The organism is Aeromonas sp. 603607, from assembly GCF_049171595.1.
Taxonomy (GTDB): Bacteria; Pseudomonadota; Gammaproteobacteria; order Enterobacterales; family Aeromonadaceae; genus Aeromonas; species Aeromonas veronii.
The window spans coordinates 123,238-147,743 of record NZ_JAAKOV010000004.1 but is presented as its reverse complement, the minus strand read 5'-3'; the positions used below and the strand labels follow the sequence as shown (position 1 = coordinate 147,743).

Genomic DNA, 24,506 nt, shown 5'->3' with positions numbered 1-24,506 from the left:
CGTGCTTTCATGGCGGAGCCGGCAAAAGCGGGGCCAAGCTCAAAAATGCATGCTGAAAATGATTTTCATTAAGCAAGCGGCCTTGATTAATTCATTGAATGCATTGGAATTTAATGATTTCCCCTGATACTTGATGTGGTCATACCAGAAATAATCTGACGTTTAGCTGAAGGCTTGTTTACCACCGCTGTTTGCATTGTTAACATGATCACACTTTTTTGACGTATCCCTCTTTTGGTGCGTCATTTTCACTTAGGTGATAGGCAGGGCATTGCAGGAACACATCGATACGCTGGTTGCGCGTTATGACGACATTACCCGTCTCAAGACGCAACGGGCGTTAGGTCTCATGAGTCGCTACGGGCAGCAGGTATTCCAACTGCTGCCCGTCATGCTGCACTTCAATCACCCCCTGCTCCCCGGTTATGTCTCCGGTGATGTTCCTCATGGCATCTGGAGCTTCAGCGCCAGCGCCGAGCAGCAAGCCTTTATCGATGACCTCTGTCGCAACGCCAACTGTCAGAGCGGCCTGGCAACCCATGATCGAGCCATTCAGGGGCTCTACTCCATGGGCAGCACCTCCTCCATCGGCCAGTGCTGTCACTCCGATCTCGATATCTGGGTTTGCCACGTGGCTGGCTTGTCGCAGGAGCGGCTCGCCCTGCTGGAGCAGAAGTGCCGGTTGCTCTCCAAGTGGGCGGAGCAGCGCGGGGTCGACCTCAACTTCTTCCTGATCCCCGAAGACAAGTTCCGCCAGACCAACGATGCCGAGATGCAGGGAGAGAGCTGTGGCAGCGCCCAGCACCTGCTGCTGCTTGACGAGTTCTACCGCAGCGCCATGCGCATCGCCGGTAAGCGACTCATCTGGTATCTGGTTCCTGTCGAGTGTGATGATCACTACGACGACTATGTGAACGGGTTGTTCGAGAGTGGCAAGCTCAGGCAGGATGACTGGCTCGATCTCGGCAGTTTTGACCGGATTCCGGCGGAGGAGTATTTCGGTTCCGCCCTGTGGCAGCTCTACAAGGGGATCGATTCCCCCTATAAGGCGGTGCTCAAGTCGGTGCTGATGGAGGCTTATTCCCACGAGTACCCCAACACCCGGTTGCTATCGATGATCAGCCGCGACTGGTTTCAGCACAACGAGGGGATGCACTACCGGCTCGACAACTATTGTCTGATGCTGGACAAGGTGACCAATTACCTCAAGTCCATCGGCGACATGGCGCGACTCGATCTGGTGCGCCGCTGCTTCTACCTCAAGGTGTGCGATGGCCTCAGTCATCCCAAGGATGATCACTCTCCCGAGTGGCGCCGCGAGCAGATGAGCCAACTGGTCTCCTACTGGGGTTGGAGCCAGGATAAACTGTACCACCTCGATCATCGCCACGAGTGGAAGGTCGAGGAGGTGAAGATCGCCCATGCCGAGTTGCTGGAGGCCCTGATGCAGAGCTACCGCAACCTGATCCAGTTCGCCCGTCGCAACAACATCAGCGAGTCGATCAACCCGGAAGATATCGGCATCCTGTCGCGCAAACTATACGCCGCGTTCGAGAGCCTGCCGGGCAAGGTGCAGCGGGTGAACCTCAAGATAGCGCCAGATCTGAGCGAGCCCGACCTTAGCTTCGTGCAGGTGCCCCACGGTCGCCTCAACCGCGCCGGCTGGTATCTTTACAAACATTCGCTGGAGCCGGTGGACATCATTGGTCGCGCGCCGCTCGAGTTCAACGGCTACATCAGCAAGCTGGTCTCCTGGGCCTACTTCAACGATCTGCTGACCCCCCAGTCGCGGGTGCACCTGTTCAATCAGGGCTCGGATCTGCACATCGACAATCTGCACCAGTTCTGCCGCGATCTCTCCGGCTGCTTCCCCGAGAAGTACCCGCTGGCCACCAACCTGGCGCTCAGTCGGCCGTGCGAGATCCGTCAGCTCTCCATCTTCCTCAACCTGGAGATGGACCCGACTAGCCACTGGGTCGGTCAGGTGATCGAATTTGACGCCAATACAGTGGATGTCTTCTCGTTCGGTCGCAATCAGGAGTGTCTGGTCGGTTCGGTGGATCTGGTCTATCGCAACTCCTGGAGCGAGATCCGTACTCTGCACTTCCAGGGGGATGAAGCTGTGGTCGATGCCCTCACCACCATCCTCGGCAAGATGCATCAGGATGCCGCCGCCCCCGAGATGATCGAGGTGTTCTGCTATAGCCAGCACTTCCGATCTCTGGTGCGCTCCCGTTTCCAGAAGCTGGTGGCGGAGTGTATCGATCTGCGCCTTGCCCGCGACAAGCAGCAGCTGGTCAAGACCATGGCCCTTGGCCGCGAGAAGTACGGCATCTTCTTCGAGCGGCGCGGGGTGTCGGTGAAGAAGCTGGAGAACGCCATCGATTTTTACCGTCACATCTCCCACAACAAGCTGGATCACCTGCCGCTGCGGCTCGACAAGACCCACAGCCAGCATCTGCCGAGCATCGTCGATGCCTACGCCAGCGAAGGGTTGGTGCAGTTCTTCTTCGATACCCGGGATGCGGGCACCAACATCTACATCCTCGATGAGGCGAACCGGGTGGAGATCTACCAGCACTTTGCCGGCAACAAGGATGAGCTGGTGGCGGGGGTCAACCGCTTCTACACCTCCAACCACGAGCGGTTCAGCGATGATGGTCAGTTCATCAACTTCAACCTGCCCCAGTACTACGAGATAGTGCAGCAGGGGAGCGAGCTGGCAGTGATCCCCTATCGCAGCCAGGGAGCTCCGCGTGAGCAGGTGTCACCCACTCGTGATGTCGGGTGACCCGCGAGGGTAAGTCGCCATAAAAACGGCCTGCAGATGCAGGCCGTTTGCTTTTGCGGTTGCTCAGGCGCCGAGGCGGGCCAGCAGCCAGCTGCGAATGTCGCCGAGCTGCGGACGGCAGATCTCGTGACGCATCGGGTACTCGTGCCACTCGGGGTCGAGCCCGGCGCTTTCCAGCCGGTTCTTGGCATCCCAACCGAGCGACAGGCTCACCACATCGTCGTAGATGCCGTGCATGTAGCAGATGGGCAGGGCGCGAGCAGCCTCGCTCATCTCGCCGAGCAGCTTGTCGGGGGCAGCCAGATAGGTGGACATGCAGAGCAAGCCCGCCAGCGTAGCCTGATAGCGCAGCGCGGTGAAGGAGGCAATTACCCCGCCCTGTGAGAAGCCTGCCAGCACGATATGCTCGGGGGCAAACCCGTCGGCCACCAGCTGATCCAGCAATGCGGCAATCTGGTCGGCTGATTCACGGACATGGGACTCCACGGCCCGCTCGGCGGGATCCTCGAAGCTCTTGATGTCGTACCAGCCGCGCATCTTGTAGCCCATGTTGATGGTGATGGGGCGCTCGGGGGCATCCGGCAGCAGGTGACGCACCGGCAGCTCGGCGGGCAGATCCAGCGCGTCCACCAGCGGGGCGAGACCTGCGCCGGAATCACCCAGCCCGTGCAGCCAGATCACCGCGTGACGGGCGCCCTGCGGGTGCAGGTCGATCATGGGAACACCACATCTTCACCCGCCTGGGCGGAGCAGGATTGGCTCAACAGCGCCTTGAGCTCGTGGCCGAAGCGGTTGTCGATCCAGGTGTCACCCTGCAGTTCGAAGTGGAAGCCGTTCTCGCGGGTGGCGACCCAAATCTGGTGCAGTGGCTCCTGCTTGTTGATGATGACCTTGGTCTTGTTCTCGAAAGAGAGGGTCAATACGCCGCCGTTGCGTTCGCAGTCGATATCCGGATACCCCTCGTCGAGCGTGTCTTCCACATATTGGAAAAAGGCGTCGGTCAGGGCGTGATACTCGTGATCCTTCATCGGTTTATCCTGTTGCTTTTAACAATGTGAGTGCGATTATAGAGGGCCAAAAATTTTTTCGCAGCGAACCATTATGATCACCCAGTTCACCAAGTGTCTGCTTGCCACTCTTCTGTCCCTCGGATTGGCCGCGTGCGGTCTGAAGGGGCCGCTCTATATGCCGCCCCCCGAGCAGCCACAGAGCCAGAGTACACCGCAAGCAGCACCGCCTGCGACCACTGAGGCTGCCACCGAGGCCGCGCCGCACTAATGCCGCACCCATTCTAGGAAGGAACCGCCCCCTTGGATCACTTTAACTACGACGCCGCCGGCCAGCTTCAGGCCGAGCAAACCTCGCTGCAACAGCTTGCCGAGCAGTACGGTACCCCGCTTTACGTCTACTCCCGTGCGACCCTCGAGCGCCACTGGCACGCCTTCGACAAGGCCGCTGGCGATATTCCCCATCTGATCTGCTATGCGGTGAAGGCCAACTCCAACCTGGCCCTGCTCAACCTGTTGGCTCGTCTGGGCTCGGGGTTTGACATCGTCTCTGGTGGCGAGCTGTCGCGGGTACTGGCGGCGGGCGGTGATCCGGCCAAGGTGGTCTTCTCCGGTGTTGCCAAGAGTGAAGCGGAGATGCGCCTTGCGCTGGATAAAGAGATCCTCTGCTTCAATCTGGAGTCGGAAGCAGAGCTGGAGCGCCTCAATCGGGTGGCGGGCAGCATGGGCAAGAAGGCTCGCGTCTCGGTGCGGGTCAATCCGGATATCGATGCCGGTACTCACCCCTATATTTCCACTGGCCTCAAACAGAACAAGTTCGGCATCCCCATCGAGCTGGCGCCAGCCATCTATCGCAAGGCGGCCGCGATGGCGAACATCGAGATCGTCGGGGTGGATTGCCATATCGGCTCGCAACTCACTGAATTAAATCCCTTTATGGAAGCGGCTGACAAGTTGCTGCGGCTGATCGACGGTCTGGCGGCGGAAGGGATTCATATCCACCATCTGGATGTGGGGGGCGGCCTTGGGGTCAACTATGGTTCCGAGCAGCCACCCCATCCGACCGAGTATGCCGAAGCGCTCAAGCAGAAGCTGGCGGGCCGGGATCTGACCCTGCTGTTCGAGCCGGGCCGCGCCATCGTCGCCAATGCCGGCGTGCTGCTGACTCGGGTTGAGTATCTGAAACCGGGCGAGACCCGCAACTTCGCGCTGATCGATGCCGGCATGAACGACATGCTGCGCCCTTCGCTCTACGGCGCCTGGATGAACATCATCGAGGTGGATAGCCGTGCCGGTCATGCTCCCGCGATCTATGACGTGGTGGGCCCGGTGTGCGAGACCGGCGACTTCCTCGGCAAGGAGCGCACCCTGGCCATTGCCGAGGGCTCCCTGCTGGCAGTGCGTTCGGCCGGTGCCTACGGCTTTACCATGTCATCCAACTACAACACCCGTCCGCGCGCAGCCGAAGTGCTGGTGGATGGTGCCGAAGCACACCTGATCCGCGAGCGTGAGCAGTTGGCCGATCTCTGGCGCGGTGAGCACCTGCTGCCCTGATGCAGTAGATAGAGATGACAGAATTTTACAGCCCTGACAGCACAGGAGTGCGCGATGTGTACAGATTGTTCAAGGATGCATGGGGCTGTGGCCAATGACTTCATAGTGGTTGATGGTGAGTATTTACAGCCCTAACAGCACAGGAATGCACGATGTTGATAGATTTTTCCAAGATGCACGGGGCTGTGGACAACGACTTCATAGTGGTTGACGGTGAGTTTTTACAGCCCTAACAGCACAGGAATGCACGATGTTGATAGATTTTTCCAAGATGCATGGCTTGGGCAACGACTTCATGGTGGTGGATGGCGTCACCCAGAAGGTATTTTTCAGCAATGACGTCATCAAGAAGCTGGCAGATCGCCACTTCGGGATCGGCTTTGACCAGCTGCTGCTGGTGGAGCCGCCCTATGACCCTGAACTCGACTTTCACTATCGCATTTTCAATGCCGATGGCAGCGAAGTGGAGCAGTGTGGCAACGGTGCCCGCTGTTTTGCCCGTTTCGTGCGTCTCAAGGGGCTGATCAACCGGGATCGCATCGCGGTCAGTACCGCCCGGGGTCGCATCGTGTTGCAGCTGGAGGGGGAGAATCAGGTCACGGTCAACATGGGGGTTCCCCAGTTTGAGCCGGGCAAGATCCCGTTCCGGGCCCAGAAGGCGGAAAAAACCTATCTGCTGCGGGCGCAGGAGCATACCGTGATGTGTGGCGTGGTCTCCATGGGCAATCCCCACTGCGTCATCGAGGTGCCTTCGGTCGCCGATGCGCCGGTCGAGACGCTCGGTGCCATCATGGAGCGCCACGAGCGTTTTCCCGAGCGGGTCAACGTTGGATTCATGGAGATGGTCAATGCTACCGAGATCAAGCTGCGAGTATTCGAGCGGGGCTGTGGCGAGACCCTGGCCTGCGGCACCGGTGCCTGTGCGGCGGCGGTGATTGGCATCAGTCAGGGCAAGCTCAAGGAGCGGGTCACCGTCAGTCTGCCGGGCGGCAAGCTGACCATCGCCTGGAAGGGGCCGGGCCAGCCGGTCTACATGACAGGCCCCGCCGAGCATGTGTTTGACGGCCAGATAGAGGTTTAGCCGATAAAGGTTCAGGTACGGGGGGCGCTGGCCCCCTTTGCCCATGATGTCGGGGCAGCGAGCCCCATTTCTCTGATGGATCAACCAATTTATGAGCGAACTCAAACGGCAGGAGCAATCGGTGGATGAAGCCACTGTGCTGGAGTACCTGGCCCGTTATCCCGAGTTTTTCCAACGCCATGCCGCCGTGCTGGACAGGATCCGCATTCCCCATGAACGCAAAGGGTCGGTCTCGTTGGTCGAGCGCCAGCTGGAGCGCCAGCGCGAGCGGATCGAACAGCTGGAGCAGGAGATCACCGAATTGATGGGGATCGCCAGCGAGAACGAGCGGATCTTCCGGGTCTATGCCGATCTCTACGGTGAGCTGTACGGCTGCCAGACCCTGTTCGAGGTGAGTGCCGTGATGGGCAAGGCCTTTGTCCAGCGGCTGCGCCTGACCGGGCTGCGGCTCTGGCTCAATCCCAAGAAGTTTGCCCTGAGCGGGCCAGAGCAGCGTTTTCTGGCGCAGGGCAAGCAGCTCGAATCCCTGCTGGGTCAGCGTCTGCCGGGGCAGGATTACTACTTTGGCCGCCTGAGCCAGAGTGAGAAGCAGGCACTGTTTGGCCACGATGTGCTGGTCAACTCGGTGGCCCTGATGCGGCTTGGCGATCTCGGTGTACTGGCCTTCGCCAGCTCGGATCCAGGCCACTTTACTCCCCACAACGACACCCTGCTGCTGGGCCAACTGGGGCGCCTGCTGCAACTGCGTCTGCCCGAGTTGACTCATGGCTAGAACACCGGCCAGGGCGCCCGCCAAAGCTCCTGTCGTCGCACCGCCACTGCCTGCGGCACTGGCTGACGAGCTGGCGGCCTTTATCGAATACCTGAGGGTCGAGCGTCAGCTCAGCCCTCATACCCGCAATAACTATCAAGCCCATCTGGAGGCGATGACCGCCGAGCTGGTGGCCCTGGGGCTCACTGACTGGGGTCGGCTCGAGGCGAGCCAGGTGCGCACTCTGGTGACCCGGATGCACAAGGGGGGGCTTGCTCCTCGTTCCCTTTCCACCAAGGTCTCTGCCCTGCGCAGCTTTTGCGACTGGCAGGTGCGGCAGGGGCGGCTGACCGCCAATCCGGCCCGTGGCATCGTCACCCCCAAACAGGGGCGGCCGCTGCCGAAAAACCTCGATGTGGACGAGATGCACCAGCTGCTCAACATCACAGACGAGCAGGATCCGCTGGCGGTGCGGGATCGCGCCATCATGGAGCTGATGTACTCCTCAGGGCTGCGTCTGGCAGAGCTGGTGGGGATCAATCTGGTGGATCTGAAGCTCGACGACCGCCAGCTCAAGGTGACCGGCAAGGGCTCGCGGGAGCGGGTGCTGCCCATCGGCCGGATGGCGGTCGAGTGGCTGCAGAAGTGGCTCAAGTTGCGCCCGCTGCTGGCCGGGGACGAGAGCGAGGCGCTGTTTGTCTCCAGCCGCAAGCAGCGGCTGTCGGCCCGCTCGGTGCAGGCCCGCCTCGATGGCTGGGGCAACAAGCAGGCGCTCAACGCCCATGTTCATCCCCACAAGCTGCGCCACAGCTTCGCCACCCATATGCTGGAGTCCTCCGGTGATCTGCGGGCGGTGCAGGAGCTGCTGGGCCATGCCGACCTCTCTACCACCCAGATCTATACCCACCTCGACTTCCAGCATCTGGCCAAGGTTTACGACAGCGCCCACCCCAGGGCCAAGCGTGACCCGGATGAGCAGGACGATGAATAACGGGCCCTGAGCCCCGTTGCAGAGGAGAGTCCATGCACTTCTATCGCCGCTGGCAGCCGGTTGCTGCCATCTCGTTTGACCTCGATGACACCCTCTATGACAACGGCCCCGCCATCGTGCGCGCCGAGCAGTGGATGCTGAGCCATCTGCGCAGCGAATATCTGGCCACCGCCATGCTCGACAAGCCGCGCTGGCTGGAGCTAAAACGCGCCGTGTTGCTGGCCAGGCCCGAGCTGCGCCACGATGTCAGTCTGGCGCGCCAGCAGACCATCCGCGCCGCTATGGTGGCGGGGGGCATGGCTGACCAGCAGGCCAGTCGCGAGGCGGAGCAGGTGTTTGCTGCGTTTCTGGCAGAGCGCTCGAAGATCGAGGTGAGCGAGTCCACTCATCAGCTGCTGGCCAGACTGGCCGAACGCTATCCGCTGGTGGTGATCACCAACGGTAATCTGGATCTGGTTCAGGCCGGGCTGGATCGCTACTTCACGGTGGTCTGCAAGGCGGGGGCGGGCGCCAGAATGAAACCGGCGCCGGATATGTTTGAGCAGACCCGCAGCGCCCTCAAGCTGCCAGCGGAGCGGATCCTCCATGTGGGGGATCATCCCGAGACCGATGTGCTGGGGGCCCGTTTGCACGGCTTTCGCGCCGCCTGGCTCAACGAACGGCAGCAACCGTGGCAACAGCTGCAACTGTTGCCGGACGTGGAGCTGACGGCACTGGAGGAGTTGGCCGAGCTGCTGCTCTGATGGCGCTGGCGGGTGGCCCGGCTCAGGCGGTAATGGCTGTCATCGAATAGCGATATATGGCAAGGGGTTACGCCCGCTATTTGCGACAAACCAGCCCGAGCAGGGTGTAGCGGTCGCGCTGGTTGACGCGGCAGTAGCTGATGCCGACGGGCAGCGCCTGCTGCAGGGTGATGGCGCTGTTCTGATAGCGGCAGACCAGATAGAGCGGGCGCAGACTGCTATCGAGCTGGCTCCAGTAGTGGATCTCGTCGCTGTCGCCATTATCCGGTTTGAGTTGGGCCAGCTCGGCAGGATCTCCGTCGAACAGGGCCAGATTATCGAGCCGGTGGCTGAGGGTTTCGTCCGGTTTGCCATCGTCATTGCGGGTGAACGCCTGCCAGCCTTGCTGCGGGGTCAGCAGCTGCTGGCGAGTCTCGATGGTGGCGGGACAATCAAATTGCAGGCTAGCGGCAAGGGCCAGGGTGGTCAGTAACATGGCTGCGGTTCTCTCTTCATGTCCTCAATACGATGCCATGCTACGTCATCTTCCGCCGAACAGCTTCATCAGTTTATCAAGCAAATCAAGCTGTTGTGGTGGTTGCTTCATGGCTTCCGCCTCCCGCTCCAGCAGCGCCCGCTGCTCCTGCTGGCGGTCGCTCAGCACCCGGTAGAGGGGCTCGACCAGCGCCTCGCGCTGCATCACCAACTCCTGAAACATTGCATGATTGATGCGATAGGTTTCGACGGTGGCCACCGCCCGTACCGTGAAGGAGCTGGGCTCGCCGGTGAGCAGGCTCAGTTCGCCAAAGAAGTCTCCCGCGTTGAGCGTACCAAGCTTCAGCTCTCGCCCTTCGACATTGACCACCATCTCGGCTTCCCCTTTGACCAGCACGAACAGCCAGCTGGAGACATCTCCCTGCTCCAGCATGATATCGCCGCTGACGAAGGGGGCGAACTTCACCTGATCGGCCAGCTGAAGCAGCTCATTCTCCTGCAACATGGCAAACAGCGGCAGCTTGCGCAGGGTATCGGTTCGTTCGGCGGTGTGGCGCTTGTGGCGGGCATCCAGATGCTGCTTCTCCTTGGCCATAAAGACGTTGAAGATCGGCGGGGTGAGGCGGCGATCGTTGCGGCGCAGGGCGGCATCGATCAGGCTGCGCACCATGGAGTCGGTCGGATCGTCGCGAGCCAGATCGGTCAGCCAGTAGCGCACCGCATAGCGGGCGATGCCCCCTTCGACGTTCATCAGCAGGCAGTCCGGTTGTGGATGCTTGGCGACGCAGGGGAGCTTGGTCTCCCGCAGGGATTTCTCGATCAGCGCGATGATCTGGGTCGGTAGGGTATCCAGGGTCAGATCGAACCAGACCCAGCGCCGCCACTGCAGCGGTTCGCCGCGACGGCGCCCGAGCACGGTGAAGCGCTGTTTGAGCAGATGGCTGTTGGGGATGACGACTGTCTCCCAGTTGCGGGTCTCGATGGTGGTGGCACGCCAGTTGATCTCCACCACCCGGCCCTGGGTGGTATCCACTTGCAGCCAGTCACCGATGGCGATGGAGTTGTCGAGCTGAATGGAGACCCCGGCCAACAGGTTGCCCAGGGTGTCCTGCATGGCGAAGGCGATGACCGCTGTGATCACCGCCGAGGTGGTGACAATCTCTCCGAGCGCCATGCCGGAGGCGTAGAGGCGAAACAGACCCCAGCCGATATAGCCGATGGTGATGACGATATCGGCGATGATCCGCGGGATCCGCACATGGCAGAGGGGGAGCAGAAACTCGAACAGCAGGATCCCCCATATCTTGACCAGTATCAGGCCAGCCAGCAGGGTGGAGATCTCGATCAGCAATTGATGGGGCAGCGGCAGTTTGAACCAGCCCCCTTCCAGCTGGATCAGCAGGATCACCACCGCGCTAATCATCACGAAACTGAGCTCGGAGAGCAGCTCCCGTCGCTGTCCCGGACGGCGCCAGAAGTGGAGCAGCATCAGGGAGAGGGTGAGCAGGGTCCAGAACGGGTGTTCGCCAATCCAGATCAGCGTCGGTAGCGCGGTGAGGTTTTCGCCAGCCATAGCAGCACCTTATTGTGGTTTTATTTCCAGCATAGCTGCTGCGGCGCGGGGAAATGGTGCGTTGGGGCGGCAATTTATTTATCCTGTGCAGAACCGGGCAAAGGAGTGCGATTGAGTGAAATTTTCAAAGAAAATCATCTGTTTGATGGCCCTGTTGCCATTGGCTGGCTGCGATCTGCTGGCCGAGAAGTATCGGGTCGAATTCCGGGATGGCTCCTGGCGTGAAATAGCCATTACCCCCTTCTCCAGCGAGGCGCGCTGGAGTGAGGGATGTGCCACCGGCGAGGTGCTGAGTGATATGAAGGTGCCCATCAAGCGGGGTGGCACGGTTAATGGTCGCGAGCAGTTGCTGATCGGCGGCGAGAAGTTCGAACTGGATGACAACAACCTCTACCGCAGCAACGGCATGGTGTTTGGTCACTCGCCTGACCATATCCAGCGTGGACTGAAGGGGATGGATATCTGCCGTACCCTGCGCCCCGAGCGGGGCGGATTGCCCAAGCTCAAGGCGCGAGGATTTGGTGAATAAGCGTTAACGATTATCTCTCTGACGGCGTCGGCAGGCGTCACCAAAGGCCTGGAAGATCTTGATGGAGTGAGGATTCTCGCTGGCTTTCCACTCCGGGTGCCACTGTACTGCCAGCAGGAAAGGGGAGAGGGTCGGGGCATGGATGGCCTCGACCAGTCCATCTTCGGCATGGGCCAGCGGCTCTAGGCCATCACCAAGACGGTTTAGCCCCTGTCCATGCAGGGAGTTGACCGGTATCTGTTCAGCCCCCATCAGTTCGGCAAACCAGCTGCCCGGCAGCAGCTCAATCTGATGGCTTGGCCCATACTGTTCGTCGACCGGATCGTCGGCATCTTCCCGATGATCGTCATAACCCGGTTCGGTGTAGACCTTCTGGTGGATATCGCCGCCCAGTGCCACGTTGATCTCCTGCATGCCGCGACAGATCCCGAGGATCGGCAAGCCACGGGCGAGGGCTCCCTTAATGAGGGGCAGATCGAACAGGTCGCGATCCCTGTCCTGCTGTTTCTCCGGGGTGAGGTTCTCCTGTCCGTAAAGCGCCGGATCGATGTTGGAGCCGGCGCCGCTCAGATAGATGCCGTCAGCCAGATCCAGATACTGCTCCAGATCGGCGGTGCCACAGCAGGTGGGCACCAGCAGCGGGACACAGCCGCTGATCTCGACCAGCGGCATGATGTATTTGTGGGTCATTACCTGATAGGCGTGGCCGTTGCGGGGCTGGGCCCCCATGGTCATCAGCACGACGGGTTTACGGTTGGTGACGAGTATGGAATTTGGCATAGAACACCCTGATTATCCCTGGCGTTGAAGTCTCATCCTGCACCTTGGGCAGACCCTTGCACATCGGCTGGGCAAGGGCATGCCTCAAGGTATGGTCATGGGATCCCGCGTCTTACCGGGTGGCAGAATCGAATCGTCGGTCAGCCTCGGCAGCGACAGCCTGGATCCTCTCCCCAGTCTGCCAAGGCTGTTCAATATGTCAAACAAAATGATGCAAGATTGTTAATGCCATAGTTTTGAATGGTTCTTTAGTGCCGATTTTACTGGGAAAAACGGATAGGGATGTATGCCAAGAACACCAAAGTGGTGGATATATTAAACGCACAGGGAGGGGGTAGGGGAAAAGGCATCAAGATAAACACGCCTCCGCGAGGGGAGGCGTGTTTCGGGGATCACAGCAGGTCTTCGATCTCGCCGCGCAGATACTGGTACATCTCGCGGTAGGCGACCGGCGGCTTGTTCAGCTCCCGCTCCTTGTTGGCGGAGCGGATCAGCTGGCGCAGCTTCTGGCGATCCAGTTCGTGGAACTGGGACATCAGCTCGTTGAGGGCGCTGTCACCTTCGGTGATCAGGCGCTCGCGCCACTGCTCCAGGCGATGCAGGCGCGCATTCACGGTGGAGTGACGGTTCTTGATGATGGAGAGCGCTTCGGCAATCGGCTCGATATCGCGGCTGCGCATCAGGCGGCCGATGAACTGCAGATGGCGACGGAAGGACTCATCCTTCTTCGGCTTGAGTTTGCGACCCAGCTCGACAGCTTCTGCAAGCTCTTCATCCAACGGGATTTTTTCCAGCTCGCTGTGGCTGAGGGAGACGATCTCTTCCCCCATTTTCTGCAATGCTTCGGCATCGCGCTTGAGCTGGCTCTTGCTGGGGCCCCAGTCTTCGAACTCGTTGTCGTCTTGATATTGACTCATCAGTCTCTTGATTCCTGTCATTCACGTTTGGCGGATATGTTACCAGCTTCTCCCGCTGGGCGCAGGGGTCTGATATGCTTACCCCCCTTTCCTTCTTTCATACAGATGTGAGTTATGGATCAGCAAGACCAAATCCGCCAGGATCAAGCCCATCTCGAGGCCGTGGTTGCCGAAGCCCTGGAGATAGCCAAAGGACTGGGCGCCTCGCTGGCCGAAGTCTCCATCAGCAAGCAGACCGGGTTGTCGGTGAACACCCGGGGTTGTGAACTGGAAAGCATTGAATTCAATAAGGATGGCGCCCTCGGCATCGCCGTCTATCGCGATGGTTGCAAGGGATCTTCCTCGACCACCGATCTGAGCAAACCCGCCATTCGTGCCGCCGTTGAAGCGGCCATCGAGATTGCCCGCCACACCTCGGCGGATGATTGCGCCGGTCTGGCGGACGCCGAGCTGCTGGCCTGGGATGCCCCCGACCTGCAACTGTGTCACCAAATCGAGCTGGATCCCCAGCGCGGCATCGATCTGGCCATCGAGTGCGAACGACTCGCTCTGGGTCGCGATGTCCGTATCAAGCACTCCGACGGTGCCGGTTTCTCCAGCCATCTTGGCATCAAGGTCTATGGTAACAGCCACGGCTTCGTCAAAGGCTACGCGGCGTCGCGTAACTCCCTTAGCTGCGTGCTGATCGGCGAGCAGGATGGCGACATGCAGCGGGATTACGGCTACTCCTCCAGCCGTTCCCTCGACGGGCTCTGGAGCGCGCAGCGCATCGCCGACGAGGCGGTGGAGCGTACCGTCTCCCGTCTCGGCGCCCGCAAGATTTCTACCCGCCATGCCCCTGTGCTGTTCCACCCCGATACTGCCTCCGGCCTGTGGGGCCATCTGGTGATGGCCATCAGCGGTGGCAACCTCTATCGCAAGTCGAGCTTCCTGCTCGACAAATTGGGCAAGCAGATCCTGCCAGAGTGGCTCACCATTCAGGAGTTCCCACACCTGCTGGGGGGGCTCGCCAGTACCCCGTTCGATGGCGAAGGGGTGCGTACCCGCGACATGGATATCATCCGTAACGGCGAGCTGATGAGCTGGCTGCTTACCTCCTACTCTGCGCGCAAGCTGGGGCTGACCACTACGGGTCATGCCGGTGGCATCCACAACTGGCAGGTCTCCAATACCGGCCAGGATTTTCAGGGCATGCTGAAAGAGATGGGTACCGGTCTGCTGGTGACCGAGCTGATGGGGCAGGGGGTCAATATCGTCAATGGCGACTACTCCCGCGGCGCTGCCGGTTTCTGGGTCGAGAATGGCGAAATAGCCTATCCGGTCGAGGAGATCACCATCGCCGGCAATCTGACCGAGATGTTCAGTCATATCGTGGCGGTGGGTAGTGACGAGGATGAGCGCTCCAGTCTCAAGACCGGCTCGGTGCTGGTAGAGAATATGAAGCTGGCGGGTCACTGATCGCCGCTGCAGCGAGATCGATATCCATAAAAAGAGGGCCGCAATCGCGGCCCTCTGTCTTATTTGCCTGGCGGATTAACCGGCCTTGACGCTGCGGCGACGCTGCAGCCAGACGATCACCCCGAACAGCAGGAAGCCCGGGATCCACATCCACTCCTTGCGCCAGCGATCGGTGGGCGCCTTGACGGTGAGGATCTCCTGATCGAACTCCAGCCCCATGGTGGCGGCCGGGCTGCCAAAGGCGACGTTGTCGATCAGCGTCTTGCCATCCTGCTCATAGAGGCTCAGCCCCAGATTGGCCAGCCGCTCCTCGCCATTTGCCCCATCCGGTACGGCGACCAGCAGGGTGAACTTGCGTGGCTTGCCCACGGCATCTTCACCGAGGATCCGCAGCCGCAGGGTGCTCTCCGCCTCCACTTCACCCATGGTTTGGGCCAGCTGGGCAGGCGGGGTCTCGCGATAGGGGTCGTGCACCATGTCCATCCAGAAACCCGGGCGGAACAGGGTAAAGGCGACCAGCAACAGCAGCACGCTCTCGTACCAGCGGCTCTTCACCAGGAACCAGCCCTGAGTGGCGGCGGCGAAGATCAGCATGGCGATGGTCGCCACGATGAAGATCAGCACCCCGTGGGCGAAGTCCACGTCGATCAGCAGCAGATCGGTGTTGAAGATAAACAGGAACGGCAGCGCCGCGGTACGCAGGCTGTAGTAAAACGCCGTGATCCCGGTCTTGATGGGATCGCCCTTGGAGACAGCGGCAGCCGCGAAGGAAGCCAGCCCCACCGGCGGCGTCACATCCGCCATGATGCCGAAGTAGAAGACGAACAGGTGCACCGCGATCAGCGGCACGATCAGCCCGTTTTGCTGCCCCAGCGTCACCACCACTGGTGCCAGCAGGCTGGAGACCACTATGTAGTTGGCAGTGGTCGGCAGCCCCATGCCAAGGATCAGGCTCAGCAGAGCGGTTAGCAGCAGCATCAGCAGCAGGTTGCCCATGGAGAGGAACTCCACCAGATCCGCCAGCACCAGACCGACCCCGGTCTGGGAGACCGCACCCACGATAATCCCCGCGGTGGCGGTGGCAATGCCGATACCGATCATGTTGCGGGCACCGGCGACCAGCCCTTCCCGCAGATCCACCACGCCGTCAGCGACGGTGCCGTAGTCGTGCTTGCCGTCCTTGCGCAGCCAGTTGAGCAGCGGGCGCTGGGTCAGCAGGATGATCACCAGCATCACGGTCCCCCAGAAGGCCGACAGCCCCGGCGAGAGGCGTTCCAGCATCAGGCACCACACCAGTACCACCACCGGCAGCAGGAAGTGCAGGCCGGAGAGCAGCACGGCGCGGGTGTTGGGCAATTCGGTGAGCGGCTTGTCGGGATCTTCGGCAGGCAGCGGTTCATTGCTGGCGGCGATCTTCAACAGGGCCACATAGGTGGCAGCCAGCAGTACCGAGATCCCCGGCAGGGCGTAGTCACCCAGTGCAGGTTTGAGCCAGCCGAGGCCATAGTAGACCGCCAGTGACAGGCCGCTGATGAGGGCCGCGCCAAAGGCAAAACCGGTCAGGCGACGCAGCCAGGGTTTGGGTTGATGGTTGCCGATGGGCTGCATGCCCAGTTTCAGCGCCTCCAGATGGACGATGTAGAGCAGCGCTATGTAGGAGATGGTGGCAGGCAGGAAGGCGTGCTTGATGATCTCCACATAGGGGATGCCCACGTATTCGACCATCAGGAAAGCCGCAGCCCCCATCACAGGTGGCATGATCTGGCCGTTGACCGAGGAGGCCACTTCCACCGCCCCCGCTTTCTCTGAACTGAAGCCCACCTTCTTCATCATCGGGATGGTGAAGGTGCCGGTGGTCACCACGTTGGCAATCGACGAGCCGGAAATCAGACCGGTCAGGCCGGAGGCGACCACTGCTGCCTTGGCCGGGCCGCCGCGCAGGTGACCGAGCAGGCTGAAGGCGAGCTGGATAAAGTAGTGACCGGCACCGGCACGCTCCAGCAGGGCGCCAAACAGCACGAACAGGAACACGAAGCTGGTGGAGACGCCAAGGGCAATGCCGAACACCCCTTCGGTGGTGATCCACTGGTGGTTGGCCAGCGCGGTAAAGCCTACCCCGCGATGTGCCAGCAGTCCCGGCATCCAGGGGCCCGCCAGGCTGTAGATCAGAAAGACGATGGCGATGACCGCGAGTGCTGGCCCCAGGGCGCGGCGCGCCGCTTCCAGCAGCAGCGGAATGCCGATGCAGGCGGTCACCAGATCGGCGGTGGTGAGGGTGCCGGGACGCAGTGCCAGCGCTTCATACATCACGAACAGGTAAGACGCGGCGCCAGCAGCGATCAGACCGAGGGCGATATCGCCGAGGGGAACCCGATCCCGCGGCGAGGAGCGAAATGCCGGGAACACCAGAAAAGCCAGCAACAGGGCAAAGGTGAGGTGAATGGAGCGGGTTTCGGTGTCATTGAGTACGCCAAACCCCACCATGAAGGGGAGTGGAGAGGCGATCCAGAGCTGGAACAGCGACCAGGCCAGCGCCAGTGCGGTGATGAGCCAGCCCATGATGCCAAGCGGCAGGCGAGCGCCCACATCCTGGGCGATCAGTTCCTCGGTAGAGAGTTGTTTATCTTGCATAGGGTTAACTTGTGCCAACGAGTACAACAAGAGCGACACCCGCCCCCGCAATCAGGCGGCAGACGGGTGTCGAAGAGAGTGACAAAGGCCCCGGGGCCTTCAATCAGAGCCAGCCGCGCTCTTTGTAGTAGCGGGCTGCCCCTTCATGCAGCGGTGCAGAGAGACCCACCTTGATCATGTCGGTCTCTTTCAGGTCGGCAAAGGCAGGGTGCAGGCGCTTGAAGCGATCCAGGTTGTCGAACACCGACTTGACCAGCTGATAGACCACTTCCGGATCGGTTTTGGCGCTGGTGGAGAGCACCGCTTTGCCACCGATGGAGGGGGTCGGCTTGTCGCTGCCCTTGTAGATGCCGCCCGGGATCTCGGCCTTGCTGTAGTAGCTCTTCTCGGCCAGCAGCTTGTCGATGTCGGCGCCGGTCACAGGTACCAGTACTGCATCTGTGGTGGTGGAAGCTTCCTGAATGGCGCCGTTCGGGTGACCGACGAAGTAGCTCATGGCGTCGATGTTGTTGTCACCGAGGGCGGAGGCCTGTTCGGCCGGCTTCAGCTCGGAGACCAGACCGAAGTCACCCTTCTTCCAGCCTTTGACCGCCATGATCTCTTCCATGGTGTCACGCTGGCCGGAGCCCGGGTTGCCGATGTTGACGCGCTTGCCTTTCAGGTCGTCGAAGCTGGCGATCTTGGCATCGCGGCGAGCCAGGATGGTGAACACCTCGCTCTGCAGGGAGAAGACGGCGCGCATATCGTCCATGGCCCCTTCGGCCTGGAACGGTGGCAGCCCTTTCATCGCCTTGAACTGGTGGTCGGATTGCATGATGCCGAAGTTGAACTCACCGCTGCGGATGCCGTTGACGTTGGCAACACCACCGCCACTGGCTGGGGCGTTGCACTTGATCTGGTGATCGGCGGCGCCGCGATTGAGGAAGCGGCAGATGGACTGGCCAGCGACATAGTAGACGCCGGTCTGACCGCCGGTGCCTATGGTCACGAAGCGCTCCTGCGCTTGTACCGGACCACCGAATGAAACACCGACCAGAGCCGCCGACAGGGCGCATGCCAAAGTTAATCCTTTCATTTTTTCTCCCTTTTCTTTGATTTTGTTTATCCGATCCCCGGATAAATTGATGGCAATCCCGTTCTGCGCCGGGCTTGCCCGCTCTTCTCGTTGCGCGAAAGCGGGGGAGTTGATTGCCCCCTTTTCCGGCGGTCACCCTCATCCTGTGGTGAGGTTACCGACCTCCTGTCGGTCGAAGATAAATTGGCCCCTGAGGGGCCAAATAAAAAGTTGCAAGCACTCCGATTAAGCACATTCACCCAACATAAATCAAACGAAATGGCAAAATCACGGAGTTTAATCTTGAGAAACATGACCTTGATCATTCATTTTCTAGCCGAAGATTAATTTGATATGAAGGGAAATGGAAGAGGGAAAAACTAGGAGGGGATTCTTATGCGGCCCTTGTGTGACAAGGGCCGGGGTCATAATGGATCAGTTGGCCGGGGTGGCCAGATCCAGGATAAAGGCATACTCCAGCGCGATATCTTCGTAGGCTTTGAAGCGGCCCGACTTGCCACCGTGGCCGGCGTCCATGTCGGTGTTCAGTAACAACTTGTTATCATCCGTCTTCAGCTCGCGCAGCTTGGCGACCCACTTGGCGGGCTCCCAATACTGCACTTGAGAGTCGTGCAGTCCGGTGGTGACCAGCAGGTTGGGGTAGGCTTGTGCCTTGACCTGATCGTAGGGGCTGTAGCTCTTCATGTAGTCGTAGTAGCGCTTCTGGTTCGGGTTGCCCCACTCGTCATACTCCCCGGTGGTGAGGGGAATGGACTCGTCCAGCATGGTGGTGACCACATCGACGAACGGCACCTGCGCTACCACGCCGCGATAGAGTTCGGGCGCCTGATTGATGACCGCCCCCATCAGCAGACCACCGGCGCTGCCGCCCATGGCGTAGACCTGATCTTTGGTACCGTAGCCTTGCTCAACCAGCGCCTTGGTGACATCGATGAAGTCATTGAAGGTGTTCTGCTTTTTCAGCAACTTGCCATCTTCGTACCAGTGACGGCCCAGCTCTTCACCACCCCGGATATGGGCGATGGCGTAGACGAAGCCGCGATCCAGCAGGCTCAGGCGCGAGCTGCTGAAGTCGGGATCCATGCTGGCGCCGTAGGAGCCATAGCCATAGACCAGCAGCGGATTCTTGGGCGCATCGGCCTGCTCTTTCTTGAACTTGTCCTTGCGATAGACCAGCGACACCGGCACCGATACGCCGTCGCGGGCGGTCACCCAGAGTCGCTCGCTGGCGTACTGGTCGGCCTTGAAGCCTGCCACCGGTTGCTGCTTGAGCAGGGTGCGCTTGCCGCTCGCCATATCCAGCTCATAGGTAGAAGCGGGGGTGGTCATGGAGGAGTAGCCATAGCGCAGGGCGCTGGTATCCGGCTCCGGGTTGTAGGCGAGCCAGGTGACATAGGCGGGATCGTCGAAGGCGATCTCCTTCTCGTCACCGCTCTGCCAGTTGATCTGGCGCAGTCGGGTCAGCCCCTTGTTGCGCTCTTCCAGTACCAGCCAATCCTTGAACAGGGCGTAGCTCTCCAGCAGCACCTCCGGATTGGGGGCAATCACCGGCTTCCAGCGATCGACCGGGCTCTCTTTGGTCTCGTAGAGGCCGAAGTTCTTGCCGTCCTTGTTGGAGCGCACATAGAAGCGGCCGCGGTAGTGATCCAGGCTGTATTCGTGATCCACCTGGCGGGGCAGGAACAGGCGGGGGGCGTGCTCCGGCTGGTTGGCATCGATCAGCCGCGCTTCGCCGGTGGTGGTGCTGGAGAGGGCGATGACGATGAAATCTTCCGAGGTGGTGGCGTAGAGGCTGATGTAGAAGGAGTCATCCTTCTCCTCGTAGACCAGCTTGTCCGTGGCCGGATCCGTCCCGAGCGTATGGCGATAGACCTGATAGGGCAGCAGGGTCTGCGGGTGCTTGCGCACATAGAAGACGGTCTTGTTGTCGTTGGCCCACACCAGATTGCCGGAGGTATTTTCCAGTTTGTCGGTGGCCCACTGGCCGCTCTCCAGATCGAGGAACTGGATCTGGTACTGACGGCGGGAGAGGAAATCTTCCGCCACCGCCAGCCAGCGATTGTTGCGGCTCACCTCAAGGGCGCCGAGGGCATAGAACTCGTGCCCTTCCGCCCGCAGGTTGCTGTCGAGCAGCAGACTCGCCTGCTCTTCACCGAGCTTGGTGCGCGAATAGATCCCGTACTCCTTGCCCGGCTCATAGCGGGTCTGGTAGCGGTAGCCATTCTTCACATAGGGCACCGATTCATCCTGCTGGGGGATGCGGGCGACCATCTCTTTGTAAAGCTGTTCGCGCAGGGGTTGGGTCGGCTTGAGCATGGCCTCGGTATAGGCGTTCTCGGCCTTGAGATAGTCCAACACCTCGGGCTTCTGCCGCTCGTCGTCACGCAGCCAGTAGTAGTTGTCGATGCGGGTATCCCCGTGTTTTTTCAGAGTGCGGGGATGTTTGGCGGCCACGGGCGGCTGGATTGGATGTTCGCTTGTCAGCATGGCGGGCTCTTCATTGGCATAAGTGGGGGGGAGAACTGTCAGAAAGGCTAGCAGCAGAACTCCTCGGGAAAAGGTAAACATGTCGCATCCTTGGCGCTGGAAAGGGTTGGTGGACCTGAGCATCGGCTCCATGAATTGGCGTTAAATCTGCCCCTTGTTGCCGGTGGTTGCAAGCAATCCCTTGTTATTGCAGGAAATGTAATCAAAAAAAGCCGCTATCTCGCGATAGCGGCCCTCTTTCTGGCCATGAGCGGCAAGAGTCCGCTCAGGTGTGCCTCACATGATATGGGAGTGCCCTCTCATGACCAGTTTTCGTCAGCCTGGGTAGCTCGACCAGCGGTTGGTCGCGCCCTCGTTGCTGATACTCAGTACCTCATAGGGATGGCCCGGAATATCCATGCCCGGCGCACTCTGGGGCATGCCCGGAATGGTCAGGCCACGGATCGCCGGTTTTTCCCTGAGCAGCTTCTGCACATCGGCGGCCGGTACATGCCCCTCGATCACATAGCCATTTACGATACCGGTATGGCAAGAAGCCAGTTCCGGCGCGATACCGTATTGCTGCTTCACTGCGCCGAGCTGTTCGGTTTCGATGACGTCCAGTTCGAAGCCATTCTGCTCCATGTGCTCGTTCCAGCTTTGGCAGCAACCACAATATTTGGATTTGTAGACGGTCATCTTCTCGGCCGCGAGGGCTGACAAGCTGACGGTACCGGCCAGCATGGCCAGTAACAGGGGTTTGTACATCACTCACCTCAGATTGAAAGAAAAGATGCCCGATACGGGATGCGTTTCAGATCTGGATGCGTGGGGGACGTTCGAGCCGCTCGCACGGAGCGTCCGGCATAAAGAGAGAGGGGGAGGCGAAGTCGGGGGTATCCGGTTCCAGCACGGCTACCGTCAGGCTGTCGCTGCCTACCAGCGTCATCGAGAGGGCGGTGGTAAAGCTGCCGCAGGGCATTGCTTTTTCCAGGGTGCGCTCGCTCTGGCTGCAGTGGGTGGTCAGGGTACAGAGGTCGGTTGCGGCCCGGCTGCCAAACGACATCAACACCAGCACCAGACTCCACAAGGGGAGCCAGCGACGGGCGTGAGCGAGTTGGCGACGGGTGAGAACCATGGAATGACTCGAAAATAACAAGGGGCACATGGTAACCCTGTGCCCCGGGGGAGGGTCAAGCCTTCCCCATGGTGTCAGTCAGCCAGGATTAAGGTTGCTGACGGGTCGCCGCCAGCACGATCTCGCGCACGCAGACGTTGGCAGGCTGGTTCCAGGCGTAGAGCACGGCATCGGCGATCACTTCCGGTGCAATGACGCCACCCATCTGATCTTTCCAGTCGTGGTAACCGGCCTTGATGCTCTCGTCAGTGGTATGGCTGAGCAGCTTGGTCTCGACCGCACCCGGGGCGATGGTCACCATCCGCACGCCGACATCGGCCACCTCTTCCCGGATGTTCTCGGTCAGGGCGTGCACGGCGAACTTGGTGGCGCAGTAGGCAGCATGGTTCGGGAAGGTCTTGCGACCGGCGATGGAGCTGATGTTGATGATTGTGCCGCTGCGGCGCTCCTTCATGCCTGCCAGCACTGCGTGGACGCCGTTCAGCACCCCCATCACGTTGATGTTGAGCATCTGCTGCCATTCGGCGGGATCCTGCACATCTGCCTGACCCAGCAGCATGACGCCGGCGTTGTTGACCATGCAGCCGACCGGGCCAAATTTGGCTTCTGCCTGCTGGATGGCGGCCTTCATGGCTGCGGTGTCGGTTACATCGACCCCGATGCAGAGGGTATCGGGCAGGTTCAGTGCCTGCATCGGCTCGACCCGGCGGGCCAGCAGTAGCAGCGGATGACCGGCGGCAGAGAAGGCACGGGCGATGGCGGCACCGATCCCGGCGGAGGCACCGGTGATCACGACGAGAGATTTGGACATGGGTCTTTCCTTCTGATTCAAGAGTCGGTTTGAGCAAACAGGTGGCTGGCCAGCACGGAACCCAATCACTATAGTCACTGCATCTATAAGTGATAAATATTGTTTTCCGCTGGTTATCATCTGAAAAAACTATGGTTGGTTTATGCTGGACTTGAGATTGCTGCGTTTCTTCATCGCCATCTATGAAGAGAAGAACATCACGGCGGCGGCCGAGCGTTGCCACGTCAGCCAGCCCTCCCTCTCGGCGGGGCTGCGCCAGCTGGAAGAGGCGCTCGGTGACAGCCTGTTTGTCCGGGGCAAGAAGGGGGTGGTGGCGAAAGATCCGGCCCACTATCTCTATCCTCACGCGGTCAAGCTGGTGGAGGAGGCGCGCCGTCTGCCGGAGCTGTTTCGCCAGAAAGCGACGCGTGCGAGGCTTAATATCGCCATCATGCCGGACTTGAGTCGCCGCCGGGTGGCCGGGCTGTTGCAGCAAGTACAGCGCGTGTTGCCGCAACTGGATCTCACCCTCTCCGACTACACCACACCCGCCGACTGCCGTTTGACGCTGGATGCCTTGCGCCGGGAGGACGAGATCTTCCTGCCGCTGTGGGAGGAGGATTACGTGCTCTGCGTGCCGGTCGACCATCCCCTTGCCAGTCGCGAAAGGATCGAGCTGGCCGAGCTGCAACATTATGATTTTATTGAGTGCCCACCCTGTGAGGCCCATCAGCAGACTATCGGCCTGCTGGCCTGTGACCGCCTTACCCTCAATCTGGTGGCAAAGGCCGAGAGCAAGGGGCTGGTGATGGCGCTGGTGCTGGCGAGGGTCGGCATCAGTTTTCTGCCGGACGGGCTGGTCGAGGATGAGGCGGGGCTCTGTACCCTGCCGGTGAGCGGGCCGCGGATGTTTCGCCGGATCGGGCTCTGCTATCCCGCCCACCAGACCCTCAATCCGGCGCTGCGGGAGCTGATCCCCGAGTTGGCAGGCTATGGCGCTTCCTGATAAGGTCGCTCTCCTGTGCACCTTTACGATGCAGCTCCCCAGACTCCCCTTTTCTGTTTACCTCGCCTTGCACCGCAAGGCTTTGTTCGGGTGATGTGGTCATGAAACGCATTCTGGTTATTTTTTCCCATCCCGCGCTGCAGAGCTCGCGGGCCAACAAGCAGCTGTTGCAGGCGATTGAGGGGCTGGAGGGGGTCACGGTTCACGACCTCTATCAGCACTATCCCGACATGTTTATCGATGTGAAGCGGGAGCAGGCGCTGCTCTGTGAGCACGACATCATCGTCTTCCAGCACCCGTTTTACTGGTACTCCTGCCCGGCCATCATGAAAGAGTGGATGGATCTGGTGCTGGAGTATGGCTATGCCTACGGCCCTGAAGCCCACGCCCTCAAGGGCAAGCAGTGGCTGAGCGCCATCACCACCGGCGGGGCGCCGGAGTCCTACTGCAGCGAGGGTTACAACAGCCGACCGCTGCTCGATTTTCTGCTGCCATTTCAGCAGGCGGCCACCTTGTGCGGCATGAACTGGCTGCCCCCTTTCGTGCTGCACTCCTTTCACAAGATCAAGGATCCCGCCGCCCTGCGCCGCTGTGGGCAGGATTACCGCCAGCTGCTTTGCGCCCTGCGTGACGATCAGCTGACCCCGGAGCAACTGGCCGGGCGCCCTTATCTGCGCGACTTGCTGGAGGTGCTCTGATGAAACACGGGCAGCTTGCTGGCCGAGCTTATGAGCCGGATCTGATGTTCACA

General features: G+C 60.5%; 23 protein-coding genes. 11 read left to right on the top strand and 12 right to left on the bottom strand.

Annotated elements, in window-relative coordinates; translation table 11 throughout:
* The first annotated feature begins 271 nt into the window (after positions 1-271).
* Positions 272-2,791 (top strand): class I adenylate cyclase, encoded by a 2,520-nt coding sequence (locus tag G5315_RS06160; protein ID WP_421205638.1) that lies wholly within the window; start codon positions 272-274, stop codon positions 2,789-2,791.
* Positions 2,792-2,854: 63 nt separating this feature from the next.
* Here the strand turns inward: G5315_RS06160 and G5315_RS06155 are convergent, their stop codons facing one another.
* Positions 2,855-3,508: an alpha/beta hydrolase gene (locus G5315_RS06155; protein WP_421223075.1), complete on the bottom strand. Its 654-nt coding sequence runs from the start codon at positions 3,506-3,508 to the stop codon at positions 2,855-2,857.
* A complete protein-coding gene (gene cyaY, locus G5315_RS06150; RefSeq protein ID WP_005336374.1) occupies positions 3,505-3,819 on the bottom strand; it encodes an iron donor protein CyaY in 315 nt (104 codons plus the stop codon). Before cyaY ends, G5315_RS06155 begins: the two co-directional genes overlap by 4 nt.
* Positions 3,820-3,892: 73 nt before the next feature.
* Between cyaY and lptM the strand changes: the two genes are divergently transcribed.
* The 6 genes from lptM (at position 3,893) to G5315_RS06120 (ending at position 8,918) form a co-directional block, all read left to right on the top strand.
* The gene (gene lptM / locus G5315_RS06145; RefSeq protein WP_019444858.1) at positions 3,893-4,069 is read left to right on the top strand and encodes an LPS translocon maturation chaperone LptM; all 177 of its coding nucleotides are present in this window, start codon (positions 3,893-3,895) and stop codon (positions 4,067-4,069) included.
* Positions 4,070-4,101: 32 nt separating this feature from the next.
* Positions 4,102-5,352 carry a diaminopimelate decarboxylase gene (gene lysA / locus G5315_RS06140; RefSeq protein WP_123172212.1) on the top strand — a complete coding sequence of 417 codons (1,251 nt, stop codon included), beginning with the start codon at positions 4,102-4,104 and terminating at the stop codon, positions 5,350-5,352.
* A gap of 250 nt (positions 5,353-5,602) precedes the next feature.
* Entirely contained in the window at positions 5,603-6,433 is an 831-nt protein-coding gene (dapF, locus tag G5315_RS06135; RefSeq protein WP_005336371.1) for a diaminopimelate epimerase, read from the top strand.
* Between the two features lie 91 nt (positions 6,434-6,524).
* Positions 6,525-7,205 (top strand): DUF484 family protein, encoded by a 681-nt coding sequence (locus G5315_RS06130; protein WP_005336370.1) that lies wholly within the window; start codon positions 6,525-6,527, stop codon positions 7,203-7,205.
* Positions 7,198-8,175 (top strand): tyrosine recombinase XerC, encoded by a 978-nt coding sequence (gene xerC, locus G5315_RS06125; protein ID WP_421332727.1) that lies wholly within the window; start codon positions 7,198-7,200, stop codon positions 8,173-8,175. The genes G5315_RS06130 and xerC overlap by 8 nt, the downstream gene beginning before the upstream one ends.
* Positions 8,176-8,207: 32 nt before the next feature.
* Complete coding sequence (locus tag G5315_RS06120; RefSeq protein WP_421332726.1) at positions 8,208-8,918, top strand: HAD-IA family hydrolase; 711 nt, start codon at positions 8,208-8,210, stop codon at positions 8,916-8,918.
* Positions 8,919-8,994: 76 nt separating this feature from the next.
* Here G5315_RS06120 and G5315_RS06115 read toward each other — a convergent pair whose 3' ends face one another.
* Together G5315_RS06115 and G5315_RS06110 are read right to left on the bottom strand one after the other, a co-directional pair.
* Positions 8,995-9,393, bottom strand: a complete 399-nt coding sequence (locus G5315_RS06115) for an STY0301 family protein (protein ID WP_005336367.1) — start codon at positions 9,391-9,393, stop codon at positions 8,995-8,997.
* A gap of 45 nt (positions 9,394-9,438) precedes the next feature.
* Positions 9,439-10,965 (bottom strand): cyclic nucleotide-binding domain-containing protein, encoded by a 1,527-nt coding sequence (locus G5315_RS06110; RefSeq protein ID WP_421332725.1) that lies wholly within the window; start codon positions 10,963-10,965, stop codon positions 9,439-9,441.
* Between the two features lie 145 nt (positions 10,966-11,110).
* Here G5315_RS06110 and G5315_RS06105 point away from each other — a divergent pair, with 145 nt between their 5' ends.
* On the top strand, positions 11,111-11,494 hold the full coding sequence (locus G5315_RS06105; RefSeq protein ID WP_041202228.1) for a hypothetical protein: 384 nt from the start codon (positions 11,111-11,113) through the stop codon (positions 11,492-11,494).
* A gap of 3 nt (positions 11,495-11,497) precedes the next feature.
* Here G5315_RS06105 and G5315_RS06100 read toward each other — a convergent pair whose 3' ends face one another.
* Positions 11,498-12,274 carry a gamma-glutamyl-gamma-aminobutyrate hydrolase family protein gene (locus G5315_RS06100; protein ID WP_216979643.1) on the bottom strand — a complete coding sequence of 259 codons (777 nt, stop codon included), beginning with the start codon at positions 12,272-12,274 and terminating at the stop codon, positions 11,498-11,500.
* A gap of 392 nt (positions 12,275-12,666) precedes the next feature.
* Positions 12,667-13,191 (bottom strand): ribosome biogenesis factor YjgA, encoded by a 525-nt coding sequence (gene yjgA, locus G5315_RS06095; protein WP_005336359.1) that lies wholly within the window; start codon positions 13,189-13,191, stop codon positions 12,667-12,669.
* Positions 13,192-13,305: 114 nt separating this feature from the next.
* Between yjgA and pmbA the strand changes: the two genes are divergently transcribed.
* Positions 13,306-14,649, top strand: a complete 1,344-nt coding sequence (pmbA, locus tag G5315_RS06090) for a metalloprotease PmbA (protein WP_421332724.1) — start codon at positions 13,306-13,308, stop codon at positions 14,647-14,649.
* Between the two features lie 75 nt (positions 14,650-14,724).
* Here the strand turns inward: pmbA and G5315_RS06085 are convergent, their stop codons facing one another.
* The 6 genes from G5315_RS06085 to G5315_RS06060 form a co-directional block, all read right to left on the bottom strand.
* The gene (locus G5315_RS06085) at positions 14,725-17,280 is read right to left on the bottom strand and encodes a TRAP transporter permease (RefSeq protein ID WP_421332723.1); all 2,556 of its coding nucleotides are present in this window, start codon (positions 17,278-17,280) and stop codon (positions 14,725-14,727) included.
* 103 nt (positions 17,281-17,383) lie between these two features.
* Positions 17,384-18,355 (bottom strand): TAXI family TRAP transporter solute-binding subunit, encoded by a 972-nt coding sequence (locus G5315_RS06080; protein ID WP_421332722.1) that lies wholly within the window; start codon positions 18,353-18,355, stop codon positions 17,384-17,386.
* Between the two features lie 414 nt (positions 18,356-18,769).
* The gene (locus tag G5315_RS06075) at positions 18,770-20,923 is read right to left on the bottom strand and encodes a S9 family peptidase (RefSeq protein ID WP_421332721.1); all 2,154 of its coding nucleotides are present in this window, start codon (positions 20,921-20,923) and stop codon (positions 18,770-18,772) included.
* 234 nt (positions 20,924-21,157) lie between these two features.
* Positions 21,158-21,589: a DUF411 domain-containing protein gene (locus tag G5315_RS06070; protein WP_421332719.1), complete on the bottom strand. Its 432-nt coding sequence runs from the start codon at positions 21,587-21,589 to the stop codon at positions 21,158-21,160.
* A 46-nt stretch (positions 21,590-21,635) separates the two neighbouring features.
* Positions 21,636-21,959, bottom strand: a complete 324-nt coding sequence (locus G5315_RS06065; protein WP_005357652.1) for a hypothetical protein — start codon at positions 21,957-21,959, stop codon at positions 21,636-21,638.
* Between the two features lie 88 nt (positions 21,960-22,047).
* Complete coding sequence (locus tag G5315_RS06060) at positions 22,048-22,770, bottom strand: SDR family oxidoreductase (protein ID WP_421332718.1); 723 nt, start codon at positions 22,768-22,770, stop codon at positions 22,048-22,050.
* A 142-nt stretch (positions 22,771-22,912) separates the two neighbouring features.
* Between G5315_RS06060 and G5315_RS06055 the strand changes: the two genes are divergently transcribed.
* Both G5315_RS06055 and G5315_RS06050 read left to right on the top strand, forming a co-directional pair.
* Entirely contained in the window at positions 22,913-23,755 is an 843-nt protein-coding gene (locus tag G5315_RS06055; RefSeq protein ID WP_164537854.1) for a LysR family transcriptional regulator, read from the top strand.
* 101 nt (positions 23,756-23,856) lie between these two features.
* Positions 23,857-24,453, top strand: coding sequence for an NAD(P)H-dependent oxidoreductase (locus G5315_RS06050; protein ID WP_005339958.1), 597 nt, complete (start codon positions 23,857-23,859; stop codon positions 24,451-24,453).
* The last annotated feature ends 53 nt before the right edge of the window (positions 24,454-24,506 follow it).

Bases quoted from the DNA above. Each gene is read 5' to 3' on its own strand.
- yjgA (WP_005336359.1), bottom strand. From the start codon at position 13,191: ATGAGTCAATATCAAGACGACAACGAGTTCGAAGACTGGGGCCCCAGC.
- G5315_RS06100 (WP_216979643.1), bottom strand. From the start codon at position 12,274: ATGCCAAATTCCATACTCGTCACCAACCGTAAACCCGTCGTGCTGATG.
- lptM (WP_019444858.1), top strand. From the start codon at position 3,893: ATGATCACCCAGTTCACCAAGTGTCTGCTTGCCACTCTTCTGTCCCTC.
- cyaY (WP_005336374.1), bottom strand. From the start codon at position 3,819: ATGAAGGATCACGAGTATCACGCCCTGACCGACGCCTTTTTCCAATAT.
- pmbA (WP_421332724.1), top strand. From the start codon at position 13,306: ATGGATCAGCAAGACCAAATCCGCCAGGATCAAGCCCATCTCGAGGCC.
- G5315_RS06130 (WP_005336370.1), top strand. From the start codon at position 6,525: ATGAGCGAACTCAAACGGCAGGAGCAATCGGTGGATGAAGCCACTGTG.
- G5315_RS06050 (WP_005339958.1), top strand. From the start codon at position 23,857: ATGAAACGCATTCTGGTTATTTTTTCCCATCCCGCGCTGCAGAGCTCG.
- G5315_RS06115 (WP_005336367.1), bottom strand. From the start codon at position 9,393: ATGTTACTGACCACCCTGGCCCTTGCCGCTAGCCTGCAATTTGATTGT.
- G5315_RS06085 (WP_421332723.1), bottom strand. From the start codon at position 17,280: ATGCAAGATAAACAACTCTCTACCGAGGAACTGATCGCCCAGGATGTG.
- G5315_RS06080 (WP_421332722.1), bottom strand. From the start codon at position 18,355: ATGAAAGGATTAACTTTGGCATGCGCCCTGTCGGCGGCTCTGGTCGGT.
- G5315_RS06060 (WP_421332718.1), bottom strand. From the start codon at position 22,770: ATGTCCAAATCTCTCGTCGTGATCACCGGTGCCTCCGCCGGGATCGGT.
- G5315_RS06120 (WP_421332726.1), top strand. From the start codon at position 8,208: ATGCACTTCTATCGCCGCTGGCAGCCGGTTGCTGCCATCTCGTTTGAC.
- G5315_RS06075 (WP_421332721.1), bottom strand. From the start codon at position 20,923: ATGTTTACCTTTTCCCGAGGAGTTCTGCTGCTAGCCTTTCTGACAGTT.
- G5315_RS06070 (WP_421332719.1), bottom strand. From the start codon at position 21,589: ATGTACAAACCCCTGTTACTGGCCATGCTGGCCGGTACCGTCAGCTTG.
- G5315_RS06155 (WP_421223075.1), bottom strand. From the start codon at position 3,508: ATGATCGACCTGCACCCGCAGGGCGCCCGTCACGCGGTGATCTGGCTG.
- dapF (WP_005336371.1), top strand. From the start codon at position 5,603: ATGTTGATAGATTTTTCCAAGATGCATGGCTTGGGCAACGACTTCATG.
- G5315_RS06055 (WP_164537854.1), top strand. From the start codon at position 22,913: ATGCTGGACTTGAGATTGCTGCGTTTCTTCATCGCCATCTATGAAGAG.
- G5315_RS06110 (WP_421332725.1), bottom strand. From the start codon at position 10,965: ATGGCTGGCGAAAACCTCACCGCGCTACCGACGCTGATCTGGATTGGC.
- G5315_RS06105 (WP_041202228.1), top strand. From the start codon at position 11,111: ATGGCCCTGTTGCCATTGGCTGGCTGCGATCTGCTGGCCGAGAAGTAT.
- G5315_RS06065 (WP_005357652.1), bottom strand. From the start codon at position 21,959: ATGGTTCTCACCCGTCGCCAACTCGCTCACGCCCGTCGCTGGCTCCCC.
- xerC (WP_421332727.1), top strand. From the start codon at position 7,198: ATGGCTAGAACACCGGCCAGGGCGCCCGCCAAAGCTCCTGTCGTCGCA.